Source organism: Enterococcus sp. DIV0170, assembly GCF_051710765.1.
Taxonomy (GTDB): Bacteria; Bacillota; Bacilli; order Lactobacillales; family Enterococcaceae; genus Enterococcus_A; species Enterococcus_A raffinosus.
Genome location: NZ_JBIOLG010000001.1, coordinates 449,353 through 469,556 on the forward strand (window position 1 = coordinate 449,353; position 20,204 = coordinate 469,556).

At 39.1% G+C, this 20,204-nt stretch carries 20 protein-coding genes and 1 riboswitch; of the genes, 16 read left to right on the plus strand and 4 right to left on the minus strand.

The genetic code is table 11. The features are described from left to right. Positions 1 to 91: 91 nt before the first annotated feature. The 4 genes from dhaL to IGI50_RS02175 are packed head-to-tail and all read right to left on the minus strand — an operon-like array spanning position 92 to position 3,286. Complete coding sequence (gene dhaL, locus IGI50_RS02160) at positions 92 to 691, minus strand: dihydroxyacetone kinase subunit DhaL (RefSeq protein WP_218256560.1); 600 nt, start codon at positions 689 to 691, stop codon at positions 92 to 94. Between the two features lie 25 nt (positions 692 to 716). Beyond that, complete coding sequence (gene dhaK / locus IGI50_RS02165) at positions 717 to 1,700, minus strand: dihydroxyacetone kinase subunit DhaK (RefSeq protein ID WP_438776024.1); 984 nt, start codon at positions 1,698 to 1,700, stop codon at positions 717 to 719. 1 nt (position 1,701) lies between these two features. After that, a complete protein-coding gene (gene dhaM / locus IGI50_RS02170; protein ID WP_010746942.1) occupies positions 1,702 to 2,100 on the minus strand; it encodes a dihydroxyacetone kinase phosphoryl donor subunit DhaM in 399 nt (132 codons plus the stop codon). A gap of 55 nt (positions 2,101 to 2,155) precedes the next feature. Further along, on the minus strand, positions 2,156 to 3,286 hold the full coding sequence (locus tag IGI50_RS02175; protein WP_438776025.1) for a glycerol dehydrogenase: 1,131 nt from the start codon (positions 3,284 to 3,286) through the stop codon (positions 2,156 to 2,158). 168 nt (positions 3,287 to 3,454) lie between these two features. Here IGI50_RS02175 and IGI50_RS02180 point away from each other — a divergent pair, with 168 nt between their 5' ends. From IGI50_RS02180 to IGI50_RS02255, 16 genes are all read left to right on the plus strand, one after another. Beyond that, positions 3,455 to 4,471 (plus strand): PocR ligand-binding domain-containing protein, encoded by a 1,017-nt coding sequence (locus tag IGI50_RS02180; RefSeq protein ID WP_010746940.1) that lies wholly within the window; start codon positions 3,455 to 3,457, stop codon positions 4,469 to 4,471. A gap of 158 nt (positions 4,472 to 4,629) precedes the next feature. Continuing rightward, positions 4,630 to 6,777: an ATP-dependent helicase gene (locus IGI50_RS02185; protein ID WP_438776026.1), complete on the plus strand. Its 2,148-nt coding sequence runs from the start codon at positions 4,630 to 4,632 to the stop codon at positions 6,775 to 6,777. 26 nt (positions 6,778 to 6,803) lie between these two features. Further along, positions 6,804 to 7,241: a GNAT family N-acetyltransferase gene (locus IGI50_RS02190; protein ID WP_438776027.1), complete on the plus strand. Its 438-nt coding sequence runs from the start codon at positions 6,804 to 6,806 to the stop codon at positions 7,239 to 7,241. Positions 7,242 to 7,268: 27 nt separating this feature from the next. Beyond that, the gene (locus IGI50_RS02195; protein ID WP_438776028.1) at positions 7,269 to 7,655 is read left to right on the plus strand and encodes a C-GCAxxG-C-C family protein; all 387 of its coding nucleotides are present in this window, start codon (positions 7,269 to 7,271) and stop codon (positions 7,653 to 7,655) included. A 163-nt stretch (positions 7,656 to 7,818) separates the two neighbouring features. Then, on the plus strand, positions 7,819 to 8,235 hold the full coding sequence (locus IGI50_RS02200; RefSeq protein WP_438776029.1) for a hypothetical protein: 417 nt from the start codon (positions 7,819 to 7,821) through the stop codon (positions 8,233 to 8,235). 192 nt (positions 8,236 to 8,427) lie between these two features. Continuing rightward, on the plus strand, positions 8,428 to 10,041 hold the full coding sequence (locus tag IGI50_RS02205; protein WP_438776030.1) for an FAD-dependent oxidoreductase: 1,614 nt from the start codon (positions 8,428 to 8,430) through the stop codon (positions 10,039 to 10,041). A gap of 4 nt (positions 10,042 to 10,045) precedes the next feature. Next, positions 10,046 to 10,396, plus strand: coding sequence for a hypothetical protein (locus IGI50_RS02210; RefSeq protein WP_438776031.1), 351 nt, complete (start codon positions 10,046 to 10,048; stop codon positions 10,394 to 10,396). A 67-nt stretch (positions 10,397 to 10,463) separates the two neighbouring features. Next, positions 10,464 to 10,973 carry a DinB family protein gene (locus IGI50_RS02215; protein WP_438777561.1) on the plus strand — a complete coding sequence of 170 codons (510 nt, stop codon included), beginning with the start codon at positions 10,464 to 10,466 and terminating at the stop codon, positions 10,971 to 10,973. 105 nt (positions 10,974 to 11,078) lie between these two features. Next, positions 11,079 to 11,145: riboswitch (Fluoride riboswitch) on the plus strand. A gap of 101 nt (positions 11,146 to 11,246) precedes the next feature. Next, entirely contained in the window at positions 11,247 to 12,518 is a 1,272-nt protein-coding gene (gene eno / locus IGI50_RS02220) for a phosphopyruvate hydratase (RefSeq protein ID WP_438776032.1), read from the plus strand. A 323-nt stretch (positions 12,519 to 12,841) separates the two neighbouring features. Continuing rightward, positions 12,842 to 14,701, plus strand: coding sequence for a BglG family transcription antiterminator (locus IGI50_RS02225; protein WP_438776033.1), 1,860 nt, complete (start codon positions 12,842 to 12,844; stop codon positions 14,699 to 14,701). Between the two features lies 1 nt (position 14,702). Continuing rightward, positions 14,703 to 15,743 (plus strand): aminopeptidase, encoded by a 1,041-nt coding sequence (ypdE, locus tag IGI50_RS02230; RefSeq protein WP_218256573.1) that lies wholly within the window; start codon positions 14,703 to 14,705, stop codon positions 15,741 to 15,743. A 14-nt stretch (positions 15,744 to 15,757) separates the two neighbouring features. After that, positions 15,758 to 16,063 (plus strand): PTS lactose/cellobiose transporter subunit IIA, encoded by a 306-nt coding sequence (locus IGI50_RS02235; RefSeq protein ID WP_218256574.1) that lies wholly within the window; start codon positions 15,758 to 15,760, stop codon positions 16,061 to 16,063. 26 nt (positions 16,064 to 16,089) lie between these two features. Then, the gene (locus IGI50_RS02240) at positions 16,090 to 16,431 is read left to right on the plus strand and encodes a PTS sugar transporter subunit IIB (RefSeq protein WP_010746926.1); all 342 of its coding nucleotides are present in this window, start codon (positions 16,090 to 16,092) and stop codon (positions 16,429 to 16,431) included. 107 nt (positions 16,432 to 16,538) lie between these two features. Then, entirely contained in the window at positions 16,539 to 17,864 is a 1,326-nt protein-coding gene (locus IGI50_RS02245; RefSeq protein WP_311816849.1) for a PTS sugar transporter subunit IIC, read from the plus strand. 16 nt (positions 17,865 to 17,880) lie between these two features. Continuing rightward, positions 17,881 to 18,939, plus strand: coding sequence for a M24 family metallopeptidase (locus IGI50_RS02250; RefSeq protein ID WP_438776034.1), 1,059 nt, complete (start codon positions 17,881 to 17,883; stop codon positions 18,937 to 18,939). A gap of 1 nt (position 18,940) precedes the next feature. Continuing rightward, positions 18,941 to 20,128 carry a MalY/PatB family protein gene (locus IGI50_RS02255; protein WP_438776035.1) on the plus strand — a complete coding sequence of 396 codons (1,188 nt, stop codon included), beginning with the start codon at positions 18,941 to 18,943 and terminating at the stop codon, positions 20,126 to 20,128. Positions 20,129 to 20,204: the final 76 nt, after the last annotated feature.

The window sequence follows — 20,204 nt, forward strand, 5'->3', positions numbered from 1 at the left end:
TCGAAGAAACCATTATGGAGAAGATGGCTTAAAAAGAGAAGATGGCTTAAAAAGAGAAAATGCTCAGCGAGAAACCGCCAAGCATTTATCATCAGTTTAAGTAGGGGAGAAGACTTTGGAAGAGGATCGCGCTAGAGGCCGCCCCGGGATCAATGTGTCCGATGGAGCGTTCTCCTAAATAGGAAGCACGGCCTTTTTTTGCTTGCATATCTTTTGTCTTTTCTTTAGCGGCTTCGATGCTATCAGAAGATAATTCAGTGTTTTTCAGATCATCAATCACTGTTTGCCAAACATCTACCATGGTTTTGTCGCCTGGAACGCCTTTTCCGCGAGCTTGAATTCCTTGTAATCCTGCTTCTAAGAGCTCAGCAAGTTCTTGTTTATTAGTGATTTCGGTTAGATTGTTCGTTTCTTTTGTCAAATTCATAAAGGCTGAGCCATATAAGGGTCCTGAAGCTCCACCAACTTTTGAGATGAGTGCCATAGACAGAATCTTGAAGGTATCACTAATTGTCTGAGGTTGTTTTTCTTTAACTACTTTAGCATATTCAGTCATTCCGCGATCCATGTTATTCCCATGATCACCATCACCAATGGGCGTATCTAACTCACTCAAATAAGCTTTATTTTCTGCAATCGCTTGTTCGAAATCGGACAACCAAGCTTGAATTTCTTTTACTGTTATATTCATTTTCCCTTACTCCTTACATGTAAAATTACCAAGAAATTGTTGAAACTGGAGCTGTCAATGCTTTTTGCCAGTCTGTATTTGTTAAATCAATAAATGTTAAGGAAAGTCCCTGCATGTCAATCGAGGTCATGTAATTCCCAACTTTATGGAAGCTGACCTGTATCTTTTCTTTTTTCAGCAAATCTGAAACATCGTTAATAAAAATGAATTGCTCCATCAAAGGGGTTCCACCCATTCCATTGACTAAAACACCGATTTCATTTGGCTTCTTGTCATAGGAAGAGATCAATTTCCCGACTAATTCTTCTGCTAATTTCTTTGAAGGCTGCAATTTTTCTCGACGATATCCTGGTTCGCCGTGAATACCAACGCCGAATTCGATTTCATCTTCTGCTAATAAAAAGCCCGGTTTTCCGACTTCAGGAACAGTCGCGGCTTTTAGTGCCACGCCAATCGTTTTGGTTGCTGCCACAACCTGGTCCCCTAATTTTTTTAATGTGGGTAAATCAACGCCATGTTTTGCGGCATGGCCCAGTATTTTATGAACCAAAATAGTTCCAGCGACTCCTCGTTTGCCAGCAGTATACGTACTGTCTTCTACGGCAATGTCATCATCCACTACGACGATCTCCACAGCGATATCGTTCATCTCTGCGATTTCCTTCGCCATTTCAAAATTCAAAATATCACCGGTATAGTTTTTAACAACCAATAGGACACCTTGGCCATTATTTGCTTCTTCAATGGCAAGTTCAATTTGATCAGGAGTAGGTGAGGTAAATACATCACCAAGAACAGCTGCACTTAGCATGCCATCACCAACAAATCCTGCATGAGCAGGTTCGTGACCGCTGCCCCCTCCTGAGACGATTCCTACATACGAGGAAGCCATATTTCTGGCTATGACTCGCGAATCCGTCACTCGATGAACAATCGTTGGATAGCTAGTCACGATTCCAGACAACATTTCTTCGATGATGTCTCTTGGTTCATTCATAATTTTTTTCATCTTAGCTCCATCCCTTCTTAGGTGCATTTTTTGCTTCTGTTAGAATGTGCTCAAGGTCATCGGAGACACTAGCAGTAATTCCAGCAGCGAAGGCGCCCTCCACTAAAGGAGCATCAACTAATACATATTTTTTTTGCTGCTCTGCTTCCAACATATCAAAAGCCAATTCAGCACTTAGGACAGCACTTCCTAGATCAGCAAAGACAAAGAAGGTATCGACTGAATCGTTTTTATCGATAGCTTCAACGATTTTGGTAGGATCACTGCCTAGTTCATTATCAGCGGTTCCACCTAAAGAAAAGATCTGAAGGGAATCACTTTGAGCCATTTGTTCGATCATGTCTTTCACGCCATCTGTAATCTTTTTACTATGTGAAACTAAGAGAATTGCCTTTTTCATAGAATTACTCCTTATTTTAAATAGATTTAAAAGTTCTCGAATAATTAAAGCTCAATCAGTGCGAATCTTTGTAGGCCTGTCCAATGCGATCAGCGACGATGATCGCATTGGCAACTTCTTCCACCACAATTGGGAATGGCATAGAATGAATCGACTCTTCTGGAATTGAAGCGATTTTTGCGACTTCTAAGGCTTCTTCAAAGGTGATCGAAGGAACCCCCAGATCAGCTAATGTGAGAGGTAAACCAATTGCTGTCATGAAGTCCATCACCGCATGAAGTTCGGCTGTTTCCGCATCTTCTAATACAAGTTGAGCTAGAGTTGCAAAAGCAACTTTTTCTCCATGAAGATAATGGTGTGTTCCGGGAAGTACGGTCATTCCATTGTGGATAGCATGCGCTGCAGCCAAACCGCCACTTTCAAAACCTAAGCCTGAAAGTAAGATATTGGTTTCAACGATTTTATTTAACGACTCTGTGACCACGTTAGCATCACAGGCAATTTTTGCGTTCAAACCGTCTTCCTGTAAGTGTTCCCAGCAAAGTTTTGCCATGGCCAGTGCTGCGTAGGTTCCACTTGCTGGTGGCGTTGATCCATCTAGAGACCCCATTGGCAAGCTTGCGTTTACCCGTGAATAAGAATTGTGTGTAGCGCGTGCTTCAAAATACGTTGATAATGCATCTCCCATACCAGCGACAAGGAAACGCGTCGGTGCTTTAGCAATCACTTTTGTATCTACTAGGACAACACTTGGACTTTGTTTGAAATACGCGTAATCATCAAATGACCCGTCTGCGTGGTAGAGCACTGCTGAATGTGAAGTCGGTGCGTCCTGCGCAGCAATCGTAGGAACAATAATTAAACGTTCGCCTTCCGCTACGACTTTTGAAGCATCGATCGCCTTTCCCCCGCCTAAACCAATGATGCAATCTGTTTGTTTTTCCTTAGCGATTGCTTGGAGACGCTTGGTTTCTTCTCGAGTAACTTCCCCATTGAATCCGCCTTCAATAAATGAAACATTGAATTTGTTGGCTGTGGAATCAAGCTGTGGACGGATCCGCTCAACGTCATCGGGATTGGCAATCAACAGGGCAGATTTTCCGAATGTTTTGACAAAATAACCTAAGTTTAATAGTTCGTCTTCTCCTTGAACATATTTTGTTGGTAAGATAAGTGCTTTTCTCATGATGAATCCTCCTTTGTTTTGTTTACACGTTAATCATAAAGCGTTATCATAAAATAATCATTGAACTGTGTTACCGCTTTCTTTCATAAAAACATTGAACTATTTTATGAAATGGGAAAATTTTGCTATTTTGCTCGGAAGTTCTATAATAAATTTAGAGGTGATCCTGTGAACAACACACAATTTGATATTGAACAAGTACTGGATCTGAATAAATGGGAAGCTGTTCAGGAAAGTATTGCAATAGCGACGCATTTAGCCATTATATTGGTGGACTATCGAGGCAGACCTGTAACAAAGCATAGTCAGGTTCAGCCTTTTTGTCAGCTAGTCCGTAATCATCCGGAGCTTTCTGTTTATTGTGAAAAGTGTGATTCTCGCGGGGGACTTGAAGCTGTACGAACAGGACAGCCCTTTATCTATCGGTGCCATTTCGATATCGTCGATATGGCGATTCCTATCATGATAGATAATCGTTATGTAGGAGCTATCATGGCGGGAGAAATCCTGTTAGAAGAGGAGCAGGAGGATTTAGAGCAGGTGCTGCAGGTAGAGGATCAAACTTTCCTAAATACATTTAAAAAAGAGCATCATTTTTTGATCGATCAATACCCGCGTTTCACTAAAGAAGACTTAAAGAAATCGGCAGAGATGCTGGAAAAGATCAGTGAATACATTGTGTCTGAGGCGATAAAAAAGGACTATTTAATCAAAGCCTATCGACAAACATTGCGTCTATCTAAGCGGAAAGATCCCGTCGATGAGCAATCATTGGATTTAGAATTTGTTCAGCAAGATATTCAACATTCGAAATTAGAAAATCGTCTGCAGGATTCAACAGGAGTTTATTTAGCTAAAAATCCATTATTACAGCCTGCGATTGATTTAGTATTTGAGAATAAGGCGAATCATGTGGACCTGAAAACGTTAGCCGAGGTAAGTAATCTTTCGCCTAGCTATCTAAGTCGTTTGTTAAAAGAAGAGTTTGGAGAACCGTTTAGCAAAATTTATGGGAAGCTAAAAGTTTATTGGGCACAACAATTGTTAGAGACAACGGATTGGCCGATTGCTGAAATCAGTGATGCACTTGGCTATATTGAGCCTAGTTATTTTGTTCGCAGCTTCAAAAAAATTACAGGAATCACGCCATTGAAATATAGAAAAGATCAGCAAAGGCTGAAATAAGATAAATGGAGCTAATCAAAAGTGATTGTAGAAAAGAGCACTGCTTTTTTTCTGCAATCACTTTTTTGGTGCTTTGGTGGTGTTCACTATTAAATTCCTACGATTCAGTTATAATAAACAAGTATGATTTTTTTTACATAGAAGGGAACCAAGGATACATGTTCACAAAGCTTTCAAATTACATAAAATCAGATTTAATCGAAGCAGAACGAGATACGCTGGATGATAAAGATACTTTGCAGCAATTAATTGCGCAGAATAATGGTCATTCTTTTAGTGAAGATCAATTAGCGGCGATTCGTTTTCCAATGCAGACGCATTTACGGATCATCGCTGGTGCAGGAAGCGGCAAGACTCAAACAATTTGTGCCAAAGCGGCTTATTTAGTATTAGAAAAATCAGTAGATCCAAAGGCAATCATGATGTGTACTTTTTCGCGTAAGGCAAAGTTAGAGATGGAAGCGCGGGTCAATCATTATTTAGGCGGCTATGCTCGTGTCAAAGTACAAACATTTCATGGCTGGTTCAACGCGGAGTACAATGAGTTGCTGCGGAAGAATCCCGACCTGAAACAGTGGGGAATTGAAGGGCAAATCAATGAAGATCAATATTATCAAGTGGTGAATCACTTAATAAAGAAATATCGTTTATACAATTTTGACAAGCTTGAAGATCGAACGATTGCCTCTCGCATTAGTTATTGGCGAAACATGGGATATTCGGATCAGGAGATGGTTGGATTTGTTGCTAAGTATTTTGATGGGCAGGAGCTTCTTCTGAATCAAAAATTAAGTGAAGTTTTTCAGCAGTTTTTAACTGAGCTGGCGTTGACAAAAAAGACGCAGCACTTTATTACTTTTGACGATATGTTGTTTAATCTGAAATTGATTTTAGAAAACGACAGAACAGCCCGGCAAACGCTGCAGGAGAAATACCGTTACATTTTTATTGATGAGTTTCAGGATATCAACCCGTTACAAAAACAGATTGTGGCGTTGATCTGTCCGCCAGATAAGGAAGTCATACAGAAAGACTCCAGTAAGCTGATTATTGTTGGGGATGATGACCAAAGTATTTACTACTTTCGCGGGGCAGAGCCGAGTTATATTAAAGAGTTTGAACAAGAGTACAAACAAACGTCTCTGAAATTAATGACTAACTATCGTTCAGATGCACCGATCGTAGAAGCTGGCAATCGTTTGATTCGTTTTAATGCCCATGATCGATTGGAAAAAACGATGACTGCTAGTAAAACAACGACTGCTCATGATTGTTATGGCATTGGTTTTCCTGATGATGAGGATGAGGCCGCTTGGATCGGACAAAAAATACAGAAGTTAGCCAGTGAAGCTCCGCTGGAGGATGGCAGCCCTGATTATCGTGATACGATGGTCTTGTATCCGACACGGGTACAGCTGCGTTCTCTATTGAAACAATTAAAAAAACACAATGTTCCTTTTGTTACACCGTCTAACGATGACTTGTTGGGGATTTTTGGATTGCCGTTGTTTAAGACGCTCTTTGAGCAATTAGAAATGTTGGCCTCCGCGACAGTAATCCAACAAAAAAATGACGCACTGAAGAAAATCATTCAGCAATATGCCTTTTTTCATTTCATCAAATTTAATTCTAGTGCAAAATTTAGCGACGAACTGTTTAATAAAAACAAGTTTAAGATTAATGATCTAGTTGCTTTTTTAGTCAGTGAACGAAATCTTTCTCCATCATCGCAAGATCATGCAAAAGTGTTTTTTAAGGAAATGTACTTTTTTTATCAACAGGGTAGGCTAAATCTTACGGCATTAGCAGATGCGCTGCTGGCAACACCCAAATTCAAAAAGGATTTGAGTGAAGAAGAGGCAGATTGGTTGCATAAAGAGTTGTCTGCAGCAGGAGATTGGCCAGGGCTTCTAGAAGCTTTTCAACAAGCTAGTCAGCAAAACGAAGGCATGAAAAAAAGACTGCGTGACTATGATCAGGAAAAATTAAATGCCGTTTATTTACTGTCGATCCATGCCAGTAAAGGCTTAGGCAAGAAAAACATCTTTATTAAAGGTGTTTATCAAGACGCGTTACCAAACCATCACACAGTAAAGAAAGCCGACTGTGATTTGCAAAAGGCAAGAGAGGAAGGCGCTCCACCGACAACGTTAGAGGAGCAACGCCGATTGATGTATGTGGCTATTACACGTGCAAAGGAAAATCTTTATGTTACCTATCCAAAAACTGTCAACAATAAAACCATTGAACCCTCGCTGTTTTTAAAAGAAGCAGGATTGCCACTCAAAGAGTACCGAAAAAAATAGTATAATAGATGGAAACAGGAGACATTATGGCAGACTTGAGATTAGAAATAGGCAGTGCAAATTATCTGCGAGCGGCCAGCAGTTATGTTCGAATGCAGGTTTTCATTTTGGAAAGAAACCTGTCACTGGCGGATGAGTTTGATCAGAATGATACATTAGCTACTATCTATAGTGTCCTTTTTGATGGAAGCCGCCCCGTCGTAACTGCTCGCTTGTTAACGGAAGCTAATGCTGTAGCACGGATTGGCCGTGTAGCGACGATTGCCGAATATCGTGGCAACCAATTAGGTAGTCAAGTGGTCAAAGCGTTAGAAAAAGTAGCTAAACAGAAACGCTACAATCAGATTTTGATTCATGGAGAATTGTCAGCCGCAACCTTTTATGAGAGTTTAGGCTATCTAAAAAGAGGCGAGCCATACGAAGAGGATGGCGTATCTTGTATTACATTAGTAAAAATGATTTAAGTCAGTAAATCGAAAGGATGGAGGGACATGGATCACGAAGAGCAAGCAATGACTTATTTTCAAGCGGGTCGCAACTGTTGTCAGGCAGTCGTCGGTGCTTATTGCCAGGAAATCGGGCTCGAGTTGGACAGGGTAAATGAACTGGCGAGTCACTATGGCGGCGGTAATTATCAGGGGTTATGCGGAGCATTAGCCGGTACGTATATGGTCGCAAATTTTTTAAAAGGAACACCGGAAATGATTGATCCAGCAAAGTGTAAAAATGATGCAGCTGGAAAGCTTGTCGTTGAAATGACGCAAGAGTTTCAACAAACATACGGCTCGCTTTACTGCACGAAGCTGCTTGGAAAAAGACCATGTTCCGAGTATGTCCGCACTGCTGTGAAGCTTCTCGAAGACAACCTAACTGAATAAAAGAGAATATGGATCAGTTAACAGAAGCGTTGGCTGATCTTCTTTATTCAGAATAAAAATGAAAACGATTGAAAAAAGGATTTGTCAATCACAAAGCTGTATGTTAGGATTTTCACTATCTAGGAGTTGATTAAGGGAGAAGTATTGGAGGGGAATGCCTAACATGAGTATCACAACGATTGAGGAAATCAAAGAAAATCTTGTGAACTATCTATTTAAATGGAGAAAACAAATTACTATTGGGGGAGTAGTGGTAGCGATTTTACTGCTGTTTACAATTATTAATAAAGTAACACCCAATAATTCAGCTTGGCTTCAAGGTAATTGGACCAATCAATCGGTGAACTATTCCTTTAAAGCTCAGAATAAGAACTTTACTGATTGGACGATTAAGCGTAAGGGTGCTTTAGCATTAAAAAAAGCGAGAGTCGCGGTTAATTCCACTAAAAAGGAAGTCGTTATGACAGACGACGGGAACACGATCGAATATCACGTGATTCGAACAGGACGAAAGCAATTGAGATTAGAAATAGTGAGAGACGGGAAAAAGAAAAGCTTAGTAGAACTGAATAAAGAGTAAAGATCAATCCTCAATAAAAGGAGATTGATCTTTTTTGTATACTAACAATTTGTTTGGAGAACAATTCTTTGCTGGTATTTTATAAAAATAGTACTATCAAAAAAGGAACGAAATGAGGTAATACACGACTGTAGAGTTGAACCGAAGTATTACCCAAAATATAGATGTCTACCATGAAAAGGAGAGGTTCACATGAAAGTTGTAGTTATCGGCGGAGTTGCCGGCGGTCCTTCATTTGCCACACGCCTACGTCGGTTGAATGAAGAGCATGAGATCGTTATTTATGAACGTGGAGAAAATATTTCTTACGCCAGTTGTGCGTTACCATATTATTTAGGTGGTGTGATTGAAGATTTAGACTCTTTGATTGAACGAACACCTGAAATTTTGAAGGTAAAAAATAATATCGATGTCTTTACGACTCACGAAGTACAGACAATTGATCCGGATAAGAAACAACTGGTTGTTAAGGATTTAAAAACTGGAGAGGAAGCAATAACGAACTATGACAAATTAGTTATTTCTGCAGGTGCACGTCCAACTTTTCCACCAATTAAAGGAGCCGAGGAAGCAGAAAATGGCTTTGTTTTACGCAGTGTCACCAATGCGGCTGACATCAAGTCGTTTATTGATGAAAAGGATCCTCAGAATGTTCTAGTTTTAGGTGCCGGTGTTATGGGCTTAGAGTTGGCTGAGAACTTCAAGCATCGCGGGATGGATGTGACTCTCGTTGACCAATTGCCGCAGGTCGCGTTTCCTTATGATGAAGAAATTGCGGATTTAATCTACGATAAGCTTATTGAAAAGGGCCTGCATGTTCATTTAAGTACAAAGGTTGAAGAAATTCGTCAAGCAGGAAAAGAAGTTGCGTTGTCTGATGGCACAACGCTTGAGCCAGATATGATCATTTTCGCTACTGGGGTTGCCCCAAACAATGAAGTGGCGAAATCCGCTGGTATTGAACTGTCTGATGATGGGCAGATCATTGTTAATGATCAATTAGAAACGAACGTCCCTGATATCTATGCGATCGGAGATATTATTAAAACAACGAGCCTAGTTACAGGACTAGCAACATCAAGTATGCTGTCTAGTGCCGCCAATCGGCAAGGGCATATGTTAGCAGATATGCTTAACGGTACACCAATGAGTTATCGTGGGTATATTGGCGCGGGAGTAGCGAAAATATTTGATTACACCGCAAGCTATGCTGGGATGACAGAGCATGCGTTGAAGGCTGCGGGAATTACGAATTATAAATCCATCTTCGTAACGCCCTTTGATCATGCGTACTTTTATCCAGGAGCGACACGCTTAAACTTAAAAATCATTTTTGATGCGACAAGCGGCAAAATTTTAGGAGGACAAGCGGTTGGTGAAAAGGGTGTAGACAAGCGAATGGGTGAACTATCTGTGGCTATTACTGGCAATCTAACGGTATTTGATTTACCAGATTTGGAATTGCCTTATTCTCCTCCTTACTCAACGACACGCGATCCATTAAATATCGCCGGCTACGTGGCGATTAATCAAATGACCAATGTGGTCGAAACGATTAAGGTGGAGGATATTCCGGCAGATGATTTAACAAACGCTTTTTTCTTAGATATCCGCGAACCTAATAAAGCGGCCTCTGGCAGCATCGAAGCGACCAAAAACATTCCAATGAACGAGTTGCGTGATCGTATCAATGAGATTCCAAGGGATCGCAAGGTGTATATTACCTTCAGAAAAGGCCTAAATACCTATACTTCTGCTCGCATTTTAGCAGGCTTCGGCATTCCAGCTATTTTGATTGAGGAGTAAACGAATGAGTGAATTCAGTCAAGTGTTCAATCAAGCACAGCAGTTCTTGATCCTGCAGGCGTATATTGATTCGCAGCTTTCGGCAGAGGAATTAATGAATTTCACGTTATTGGAAACAATGGATAATCTGCCGGTTGTGTTCTATTCGGCGGGAGTAATGCTGATTCAACCGGATATTGATTTGGATCAATTCACCCATAAGTTTTATCCCAAGGATTCTATGGCTGTTCAACGCAAAGAGCATGAGTTAGAAATTGTTTTGCCTACACAAAAATTGCTGTTTCATTTTGACGAAATAAGTGAAGCCGAACAAATCGAAAATGATTTGATCTATTTATACTCGAATATCGAATAGTTGCCCTCTGAAATTCATCGTAGTATGGTAAAAGTAGTACATTATTACGAACTAGGAGGATTTCATGATGGAGAATACAGAATTTTCGATGGAAATGCTGGATCGCGCGCAAGAACGTTTTGAAGATACCTTTGAGCAGATGACGACGGAAGAGGCGAATCAAATGCCGGCTCCTTTAATCAAATCTGTTACTTGGCTTATGTGGCATACCGCGCGAGAACTAGATCTGCAAATTTCGGATTTAAATGGAACGGAAGCGTTATGGACAAGCGCTGGCTGGTCAGAGAAATTTGCTTTAGATTTACCGGACGATACGGAAGATTATCGTCACACCCCTGAAGAAGCCGCGAAAGTAATCGTAACAGATCGTCAATTGGTTTTAGATTATTTATCTGCTAGTGTAGCTTTTACAAAACAGTATTTGAAAAACGTTGAGGAAAGCAGTCTTGATGACGTGATCGATACCAATTGGAACCCGCCAGTAACCCGCCAAGTTCGTATCGTTTCGGCAATCGACGATGCTGTGATGCACTCGGGACAGGCAGTTTATACTAGACGATTGGTACTAGGAAAATAGATTTTAGGACAGCCCCTTTGTGAAAAAATCGGGCTGTCTTTTTTTACTTACGAAAATGAAAAACAGTGTTTCACTTGCTAAATGAACTTTGTAGTGCTATTCTTTTTTCGAAAGAGGGATGGTGCACCCCTCCTAACTGCTGAATTATTCAGCTGATGGCGCCTGTTATAAGTTAAATACTTTTAATGCTCTGGCTTATTCGCTTTGAGTCGTTTTAAAGGTACTTAACGTGTAACAGGTTTTTTTGTATTCATTTTTAAGGAGGAACTAAATATGACAGTCGTAATTGAAAAAGTAAAAGCAAGAGAAATTTTTGATTCCCGCGGAAATCCAACCATCGAAGCAGATGTCCTTTTATCGGATGGTTCGTTGGGTCGTGCGGAAGTACCAAGTGGTGCATCTACAGGAGATCGTGAAGCAGTCGAATTGCGTGACGGCGGTGATTACTTAATGGGAAAAGGTGTCATGAAGGCAGTGGAAAATGTGAATACTGAGATCAATGATGCGTTGAAGGGATTATCTCCTTTTGATCAAGCGAACATCGATAAATGTATGATTGACTTAGATGGTACGCCAAACAAGGGGCGCTTAGGAGCCAACGCCATTCTTGGCGTTTCTATGGCGATCGCTCGTGCGGCCGCTAAAAGCCAAGGTATTCCTTTGTATCGCTATCTTGGCGGAGTGGATCTTGAATTGCCACAGCCCTTTTTCAATGTAATCAATGGCGGTGTTCACGCGGACTCAGGAATTGACGTTCAGGAATTCTTGATCACACCAGTAAAACGTGAAAGCTTCCGTGATGGTGTTGAAAAAATTGCTAACACCTACCATACATTAAAAAATATTTTAGCCAAAGAAGGGTACGAGACTGCTGTTGGTGATGAAGGTGGTTTTGCTCCTAAATTAGGCAGTACAGAAGCAGCAATCGAAATGCTATATCGTGCTATTAAGGAGGCTGGGTATGTATCAGGTGAAGAAATTGCCATTGCATTAGATCCGGCATCGAGTGAATTTTATAACGAGGAAACAAAAAAATACTATTTTGAAGGCGAAGAAATGACTTCAGAGGAACTGCTGACCTACTATCAAGATTTGGTAAAGAAGTATCCAGCAATCATCTCCATTGAAGATGGATTCTCCGAACATGACTGGGAGGGCTTCAAGAAGATGACTGAAGCTATGGGAAAAGATATTCAATTAGTCGGTGATGATATTTTTGTAACGAATCCCGCCATCTTCGCTGAAGGAATTGATAAAAAAATTGCCAACTCAATTTTGATCAAACTAAATCAAATCGGTACTGTCTCCGAATCAATCGAAACGATCAAACTAGCTCGAGCTAATGGGTATTCAACCATGATCTCTCATCGTTCAGGTGAAACAGGTGATACATTTATCGCTGACTTTGCGGTTGCAATGAATGCCGGACAAATCAAAACCGGATCGATGGCCCGAAGTGAACGGGTGGAAAAATACAACCAGTTCCTACGTATCGAAGAAGAATTAGCAGGCTATGCAAAATTAGCACGTTTTCCTAAGGTTTAATTAATAAATGATTCTTTAACCCTCTGCCCATCTTTTTAATGAGCAGAGGGTTTTATATTTAAAGATCAATGATTGAAATTTTAAATACGTCCTTAAATGAGAACGTGCGCTTTGAATTATCATTTTTATTGTGAGTGAAATAGTCAATTGATACAATTCATAAAATGCGCAAATCATTAAACGTGCAAAAAAGGCATTTATAGATTTTAGTAACCAGACACGTTTTGCACTATTAGGTGGAAAAAATTCAACTTTTCTAATGAAGTAGGTTTTTCTATACTAAGCGTGTAAATGATAGCGCTTGCTAAAAAGGAGAGGTGAGGATGAGAGAAGGACAGATACTGACAATACTAAAAGAAAATGATTACTTGAAGATCAATCATTTAGCAAAAAAAATTGGTGTTTCCTCTAGAACAATCCGTAACGATTTGCAAGGTTTATCAGAATTACAACAAGGATTCAAGATTGAACGATCTGCTAAATTAGGATGCCGATTGGTTATTTTAGATGAAGAAAAGTTTTCATCTTATCTAGCTGGATTTACTGAATCAACGATTGAGATGCAAAAAGACCGATTAGATTCACTGTTGAGTCTCCTTTTAATTGATGAAAATTATCAGACTGTCAAACAACTAAGTGACGAATTACTAGTCAGTAGCAGCCAAATTAAAAAAGATCTTTCGAAGCTTGAGAGATACCTTAAAGATAGCCCTTTAATTTTGGAAAGAAAAGCGCACTATGGAATTCGGCTCATTTGTGAATTAAAAAATCGACTATTATTGCTGCAAGATTATTATCAGAAAGGGAATGTAAAGTTACTTGAGAAATTAGAGACAACATTTACGGTAGAAAAACAAAAAAAATTAAAAGACAATCTTTATCATTTAATTGATAAGAATAAGTGGAATATTGATTATATAGAATTTAGAAGGTTGGAAGAGGAACTATTTTTATTATTACTGATTCAAAAAAAAGAGAAGCAATCTGACACTGACAAATCTAATTCTCTTTTGACAGAGATTCTCCAAGGAACGGGTTTATCAGTGCCGAACCAAAAAGAGGCACATGATTACTTTGAGGCTAGTTTACTTGCTAAAACAAAGAAACTTGAAATATTAAGTAATAAACAAGTATTAAAAGAAGAAATTACAAACTTTTTTCAACAGATGGATCAGCAGCAAAAGACTCATTTTTCGACGGATCAGGAATTTATTGATCTAGTGTATCTACATGTAGCAGCGTTGATCGAACGTTCGCGTAAAGAAGTGAAATTTAGTAACCCTTATTTGGAAGATATTAGTAAAGATTATCCTGTGATTTTCAATTTCGCTGTGATGTTCTCAAAATGGCTCGAAGAAAAGTTTAAATTGAGAATAGCTTCAGATGAAATTGGTTATCTTGCGACACACATGACCGTTCCTTATCATAAATGGCAGCAAAAATTGATTGAAAACATTTATCGAATTGCGGTTGTTTGCTCATCGGGAGGAGGAATGGCTTACCTAGTAGAGATGAAGTTAAAACGAATTTTTCCCCGAGCAAAGATTCAAACTTTTTCCATGTTTGAAATAGAAAAAATAAAAGATTATTATCCTGATTTGATTTTTTCAATTATTGAACTAACGATTGAAATCGATTGTCCAGTTATTCTAATGAGTGAGATCCAAAGTGAGCTAGATTATTTAGAGGTAAGTGAAAACCTTAGTCTGCTGAGAAGCGATGAAAGTTTTTCAATAGAGCGTTCCTTTTTTGAGTTGTTTTCGGAATCTTTGTTTCGAATTGAAAGGGGCCAATCTTATTCCGATATTTTAATGGATCTTGCAGTCCAAGTAGAAGAAACTATTGGATTTAAAGGATATAAGGATTCATTACTGGAACGAGAAAATTATTTGTCGACGATCTATCAAAATGGGGTTGCAATCCCTCACCCGCTACTCATGTCTGGAAAAGAAAACCGAGTTGCGGTTTGCCTCTTGCCAGAAGGAGCAAGTTCAGCTGGGCGGACAGCCAAGATCATTTTTATGGTTTCATTAAAAGCTGAACAACTAGACATTCACCAAATTATTTCGAAAGAATTAAGCAAGTTAATGAATCATCCGGCAGCGATAAATATGTTAGCTGAGAGTAAAAATTATCATGAGTTTTACTATACATTAAAACGTGTTTTAGGAAGAAGGAATTAGAGTGAATATTGATTTTTTGAAGGAGCTTACGAATGCTGACGGGATAGCGAGCAACGAAAAGGAAGTCCGTAAAGTTATTTTAACCGAGCTGGAGGGGCTTCCTTATGAAAAAAGGACAGATGGACTTGGTAGTTTGATTTTTACGAAGAAAGGAAAAAGCCATAAAAGTATCATGATCTGTGGTCATATGGATGAAGTTGGATTCATGGTTCGTAGCATCAGCAGCTTGGGGCTGATTCATTTAATGGTCGTCGGTGGTGTAAAACCGCTCGCTCAACATCTACAAAAGGTTCGGATTACTACGTTTGATGGAAGAAAGATTAGTGGTGTCATTAATGGTGACTATCGTGAAGGTCAAACTGAAAATCTTTATTGTGACATTGGAGCGACAACAGCTGAAGAAGTAGCTGAGTTAGGTGTAGAAATTGGGAATATGGCATGCTTCGCCACGGAATTTGAAGCCTTTGATGTTCAAGATATTTATGCTGGTAAAGCCTTTGATGATCGTTTAGCTTGTTTTGTCATGGGAGAGTTGATGAAGCGTTTAGCGGAAGAGGAGGTACCGCTGACTGTTCATTTTGCAAACACTAGCAGTGAAGAAGTGGGAATTCGGGGAGCAAAGACAGCTGTTCAGATGATTAATCCGGACGTCGTTTTTGTTATTGATGTGGCGACATTCAGCACAGCATTTGTTCGGGATCATACCAACCAACGGCAGATTGGAAAAGGGCCGATCTTGACTCACTTCGATCGAACGCTCGCTCCAAATCTGGAAATGGTGCGCTATGTGAAAGAAATAGCGAAAAAACGGACGATTCCATTACAGTTGGATATGTTTAATTCAGGTGGAACAGATGGTGGGGAAGCACACAAAGTGAACGAAGGAAAACCGACTGTCGTGACGATTTTGCCTGTTCGCTATGGACATTGCGCCTATTCAATCGTAAATAAACAGGATATTCAACAAATGATTGAACTATATGAAGAGTTAATTAAAAATTTTACAGAAGAAATATATCACCGAATGGTAGATTTCATTTAGAAGGGATAAAAAACATGACAAAAGAAGAACAAGAAATTGTACAACTGATCTCGATTGCTGGAGAAAGTAAAGCGAAAGCTTTTGAGGCACTGAAATGCGTAAAAACCAAGGAGTTTGATTTAGCAAAAGGACTGATTGAAGAGTCGCGAAATTTGGATTTAGAAGCTCATAACATTCAAACAGATTTGATTAGTCGAGAATTAAATGATGAAGTGGAATCGTCAAATGTCGGATTATTAATGGTTCATGCTCAAGATCACTATATGACAAGTCAATTAGCTCGAGACTTAATAGAGACGTTGATTTCGGTATTACAATAAAAAATATTTTTAAGGAGATAGATATTATGAAAATTTTATTATGCTGTGCTGGAGGATTTTCTACGAATATGTTGATGCAGAATATGCGCAAGGTGGTTCAACAAAGTGCAAAATTGAATGATGCGGATTTTGATTTTACGGCAATTCCCGCAGACTCGATTGAAAGTCAAATTGATGGTTGGGATATTGTTCTAGTTGGACCACAAATCACACATAAGATAGATTTCATCAAATCCATTTTAGAGCCGAGAGATATTCCTTATGCTGTGATTGATAAAGATGTTTATGGACAGATGGATGGAGCAACTGTAATGAAACTTGCCTTGGTTACACATAAAAAGCACCAGTTAGCGAAACAAGCCATCTAAGCTAAAAAATATCTGCTTCGCTATTCTGAGATTAGAAAGTGTAAAGGAAATGACAATATAGTTTTTATCATGAAACAGAATCATTACTAGGAACTAGGAGGAATACTATGTTCGCAAAATTTGAAGCTTTTATGAATCGATTCTTTGTCCCATTAGCACATAAGGTTGATAATCAAAGGCATTTAAGTGCAATCAAAGCTGGGATGGTTGCAATGACACCATTTACTATTTTAGGAAGTTTCTTTGCTATCTTACCTGCATTACCGAATATGCTGGGTGAATCCAATGGATTTAGTCAGTTCATTTTGAATAATGCAGAATTATTCAATTTGCCTGTGACTTTATCAACTGGCTTGATCGGCCTCTATGCTTGTGCGGCGATTTCTTATAATTTAGGGAACCACTACAAATTATATATTCCGGGAGCAGTAACGTTATCGCTTTTTGGCTTTTTGTTCATGACAGCGATGTTTGATGAAAATGGTCTGCTAGACATTGCTAATTTTGGTGCTAAAGGTCTGTTCACTGCGATGTTCGTTGCGTTAATAACAGTGGAATTATATAATTTCTGCAAAAAAAGAAACTTGACCATTCGAATGCCTGAAGGGGTGCCAGATTTTGTATCCAAGTCATTTGAACTGATTCCTGTAACCTTGATTGTAGGGGGAACCTTCATTATTGGTCGTTTCGCATTAATGCAAACTGCTGGCGAATTGCCTCCAACCATTTTGACTCGTTTCTTATCACCACTGGTTGGATCAATGGATAATCCTTGGTCAGTTTTAGCATTGAATTTCTGCATTTGTCTGATCTTTTTCTTTGGGATTCATTCATCTGTGTTTAGTCCAATCACACGCCCAATTATGGTTGCATTTATAGCAGAAAACATTTCGGCTTTTCAAGCTGGGGAACCAATTCCTCATTTTTATACAGCTGGGGCATCAAGTGCTTTCTTCGGCTTTACTGGCTGTGGGATTTCAATCGGCTGCATCGTTGCTTGCATGGTTTCTAAATCAAAACGGTATCGAAAAATTGGGAAAGTCTCACTGTTTCCGGCTTTATTTGGAATCAATGAGCCGATCTTGTTTGGTGCACCTATTATTTTGAATCCGTTAATGTTTATTCCACATGTATTTGGTGGGGCGATCATTGGAACCTTGCCGATGTTCTTTATGCATTGGGGATTATTGAATAAACCAATTTTTGATCCACCGTATGTGGGGGTCTTTCTTGAAGGATTTTTGACGAACGGAGATTGGCGAACGATTTTAGTTAACGCGTTGCAGTTAGTCTTAGCGGTCGCAATTTATGTGCCATTCTTTAAGGTTATGGAACGAAATGAATTGAGAGATGAAGCGAAGAAAAAAGAACAGAAGAATATTTTTGATCAAGGTGATACAGATATTTTAGACGGCTTAGATTTGGACTTCTAGTAATGGAGAGTAGCAGATGAGAATTGAGAAATTACAAAAACTTCTAAAAAAATCAGATAAAGAGGCCATCATTATCAAAAATCGTGGGAACAAAAAATACTTTGGTTCCTTAGGAGGCAGTGGTATCTATTTAGTTGTGACACCTTCTTCTCAGGTACAATTTTTTGATGGGCGCTACCGACAAGAAATAAAAGATTTAACGGGTGGGTTTGAAAATTTTGAAGTGCCACAGGGAAGTTATTTGCCCAAGATTATCGAATGGCTGCACCAGCAAAAAATCAAAAATCTGGCGATTGAATCAGACGGTTTGTCAATAAAAGAATATAGTTGTTTATCTGAGACATTCAATGTAACAATTTGGTCAAGTCAAATTCAACAATTACGTGCAATTAAATCAGCAGAAGAAATTCAATTGATCAAAAATGCATGTACAATGACGGATGAAATTTTTGCGGAACTACTTCCAAGTATTAGGGTTGGTATGAGTGAGAATGAATTAGGGGCATTGATTCATTATCTTTCTTTGAAAAAGGGAGCTTCAGCTATGGCCTTTGATCCGATTGTCGCAAGTGGACCGCGAAGTGCACTTCCTCATGGAAGACCAACGCGACGTTTATTAGAACAAGGAGATTTTGTCACAATTGATTTTGGAATTGTGCTGGAAGAGTACCAGTCAGATATGACTCGAACAGTGACAATAGGCGAGGCACCTCAAGAATTGTATACGATCTATCAAGTGGTGAAAGAGGCTCAACAAACAGCTATTGATTTTATTCGCGAAGGCGTAACAGGTCAAGAAGTAGATGAAGTTGCACGAAAAATTATCGATGAGTCAGGTTATGGCAAATATTTTAGCCACGGGTTAGGCCATGGCATTGGTATGGGCGGTGATATACCGATTTTGAATAAAAACAGCCAAATGATTTTAAAAGAAAATATGGTGATGAGTGTTGAACCAGGAATTTATCTACCCGATGTAGGTGGTGTACGAATCGAAGATGATATTGCAATACAAAATGGTGTTGCCGTTGTCTTAAATCAAACGACTAAAGATTTAGTGAATGTAGGTGTGTAACATGTACAATTTGGAGAATGTCATTGACCGAAAGCAAGGAAATGCACGGAAATGGAGCAATCAGGTACTAAAAGAAAAATTTGGATTAAATGAAGAGGCAATTCCAATGGACTTAGCGGACATCGATTTTGAAGTTGCCCCGGCCATTCAAAAAGCAGTAATGAAACGCGCAAGCATTGGAGATTACAGTTATACTTATATTCCAAATGAGTTTTACGAAGCAGTGATCAATTGGAACAAACGGCGATATAATACACATATTGAAAAAGAATGGATTAAGCTAACCTTCGGAACAGTATCGACATTGCATTATATTGTACAGGCCTATACGAAAATAGGAGAAGGTGTTCTGATCAACACCCCTGCGTATGATCCATTTGCTGAAGCGATAGAGCATAATGAAAGAAAGCTCTTTTGCAGCTCACTGATTAATCGTGAGAATCGCTATTATCTTGATTTTGACGATATAGAAAAACAGATGAAAGAAAATAATATTAAGTTATATATTTTTTGCAGTCCACAGAATCCTTCTGGTCGTATTTGGACAAAGGAAGAACTTTTCCAATTAGCAGAATTATGTATTCGTCATGAGGTCCTTCTAGTTTGTGATGAAATACATCGTGATATTATTTATAAGAATCAAACATTTACTTCAATTTGGAATGCACATCCAAAAATTTCACAACATAGTGTCTTGTGTCTTTCGCCTAATAAGGGGTTTAATTTAGGGGGATTAAAAACCTCATATGTGGTAGTTCCAAATCCGGATATTAGAGAAACACTGCTGCTTCAATTGCAAAAAAATTCAATTACCTCTCCTCACGTATTTGCTGTGCCAGCAATTGTGGCCGCTTATAATGAAAGTGAAGATTGGCTGGATGAAATGATTGATTATGTAGAAGAAAATATGGAAATCATTTATGATTTTTTTGCAGATATACCAGAAGCTAAAGTTATGCCAGCCGAATCATCTTTTCTAGCGTGGATTGATGTTCGTAATTGGTTCAAGGATGAATCAGAGATGCAGGGTTTCTTTCAACGTGCAAAATTAACGATGGTGGTAGGCAGTTACTTTGTTCAAGATGGTGAAGGATTTGTTCGTCTGAGTATTGGAATGCCAAGAAACTTATTAATGGAAGCTTTAAGTCGTATAAAAAAAGAATACAACAAGAACATGATCCATGCTTAATTTCAGGGTAAGCCAGAGCACTTTTTAAAAGTCCTCTGGTCTTCTTTTGACCTCACCACTAGTCCCTCCAAGTCTT

What these genes read in the sequence shown, in the direction of transcription:
- IGI50_RS02250 (WP_438776034.1), top strand. Translation starts at nt 17,881, where the DNA reads ATGAGAATTGAGAAATTACAAAAACTTCTAAAAAAATCAGATAAAGAG.
- IGI50_RS02185 (WP_438776026.1), top strand. Translation starts at nt 4,630, where the DNA reads ATGTTCACAAAGCTTTCAAATTACATAAAATCAGATTTAATCGAAGCA.
- dhaK (WP_438776024.1), bottom strand. Translation starts at nt 1,700, where the DNA reads ATGAAAAAAATTATGAATGAACCAAGAGACATCATCGAAGAAATGTTG.
- IGI50_RS02225 (WP_438776033.1), top strand. Translation starts at nt 12,842, where the DNA reads ATGAGAGAAGGACAGATACTGACAATACTAAAAGAAAATGATTACTTG.
- IGI50_RS02190 (WP_438776027.1), top strand. Translation starts at nt 6,804, where the DNA reads ATGGCAGACTTGAGATTAGAAATAGGCAGTGCAAATTATCTGCGAGCG.
- IGI50_RS02175 (WP_438776025.1), bottom strand. Translation starts at nt 3,286, where the DNA reads ATGAGAAAAGCACTTATCTTACCAACAAAATATGTTCAAGGAGAAGAC.
- dhaL (WP_218256560.1), bottom strand. Translation starts at nt 691, where the DNA reads ATGAATATAACAGTAAAAGAAATTCAAGCTTGGTTGTCCGATTTCGAA.
- IGI50_RS02235 (WP_218256574.1), top strand. Translation starts at nt 15,758, where the DNA reads ATGACAAAAGAAGAACAAGAAATTGTACAACTGATCTCGATTGCTGGA.
- IGI50_RS02205 (WP_438776030.1), top strand. Translation starts at nt 8,428, where the DNA reads ATGAAAGTTGTAGTTATCGGCGGAGTTGCCGGCGGTCCTTCATTTGCC.
- dhaM (WP_010746942.1), bottom strand. Translation starts at nt 2,100, where the DNA reads ATGAAAAAGGCAATTCTCTTAGTTTCACATAGTAAAAAGATTACAGAT.
- IGI50_RS02215 (WP_438777561.1), top strand. Translation starts at nt 10,464, where the DNA reads ATGGAGAATACAGAATTTTCGATGGAAATGCTGGATCGCGCGCAAGAA.
- IGI50_RS02240 (WP_010746926.1), top strand. Translation starts at nt 16,090, where the DNA reads ATGAAAATTTTATTATGCTGTGCTGGAGGATTTTCTACGAATATGTTG.
- IGI50_RS02195 (WP_438776028.1), top strand. Translation starts at nt 7,269, where the DNA reads ATGGATCACGAAGAGCAAGCAATGACTTATTTTCAAGCGGGTCGCAAC.
- IGI50_RS02200 (WP_438776029.1), top strand. Translation starts at nt 7,819, where the DNA reads ATGAGTATCACAACGATTGAGGAAATCAAAGAAAATCTTGTGAACTAT.
- IGI50_RS02210 (WP_438776031.1), top strand. Translation starts at nt 10,046, where the DNA reads ATGAGTGAATTCAGTCAAGTGTTCAATCAAGCACAGCAGTTCTTGATC.
- IGI50_RS02245 (WP_311816849.1), top strand. Translation starts at nt 16,539, where the DNA reads ATGTTCGCAAAATTTGAAGCTTTTATGAATCGATTCTTTGTCCCATTA.
- IGI50_RS02255 (WP_438776035.1), top strand. Translation starts at nt 18,941, where the DNA reads ATGTACAATTTGGAGAATGTCATTGACCGAAAGCAAGGAAATGCACGG.
- eno (WP_438776032.1), top strand. Translation starts at nt 11,247, where the DNA reads ATGACAGTCGTAATTGAAAAAGTAAAAGCAAGAGAAATTTTTGATTCC.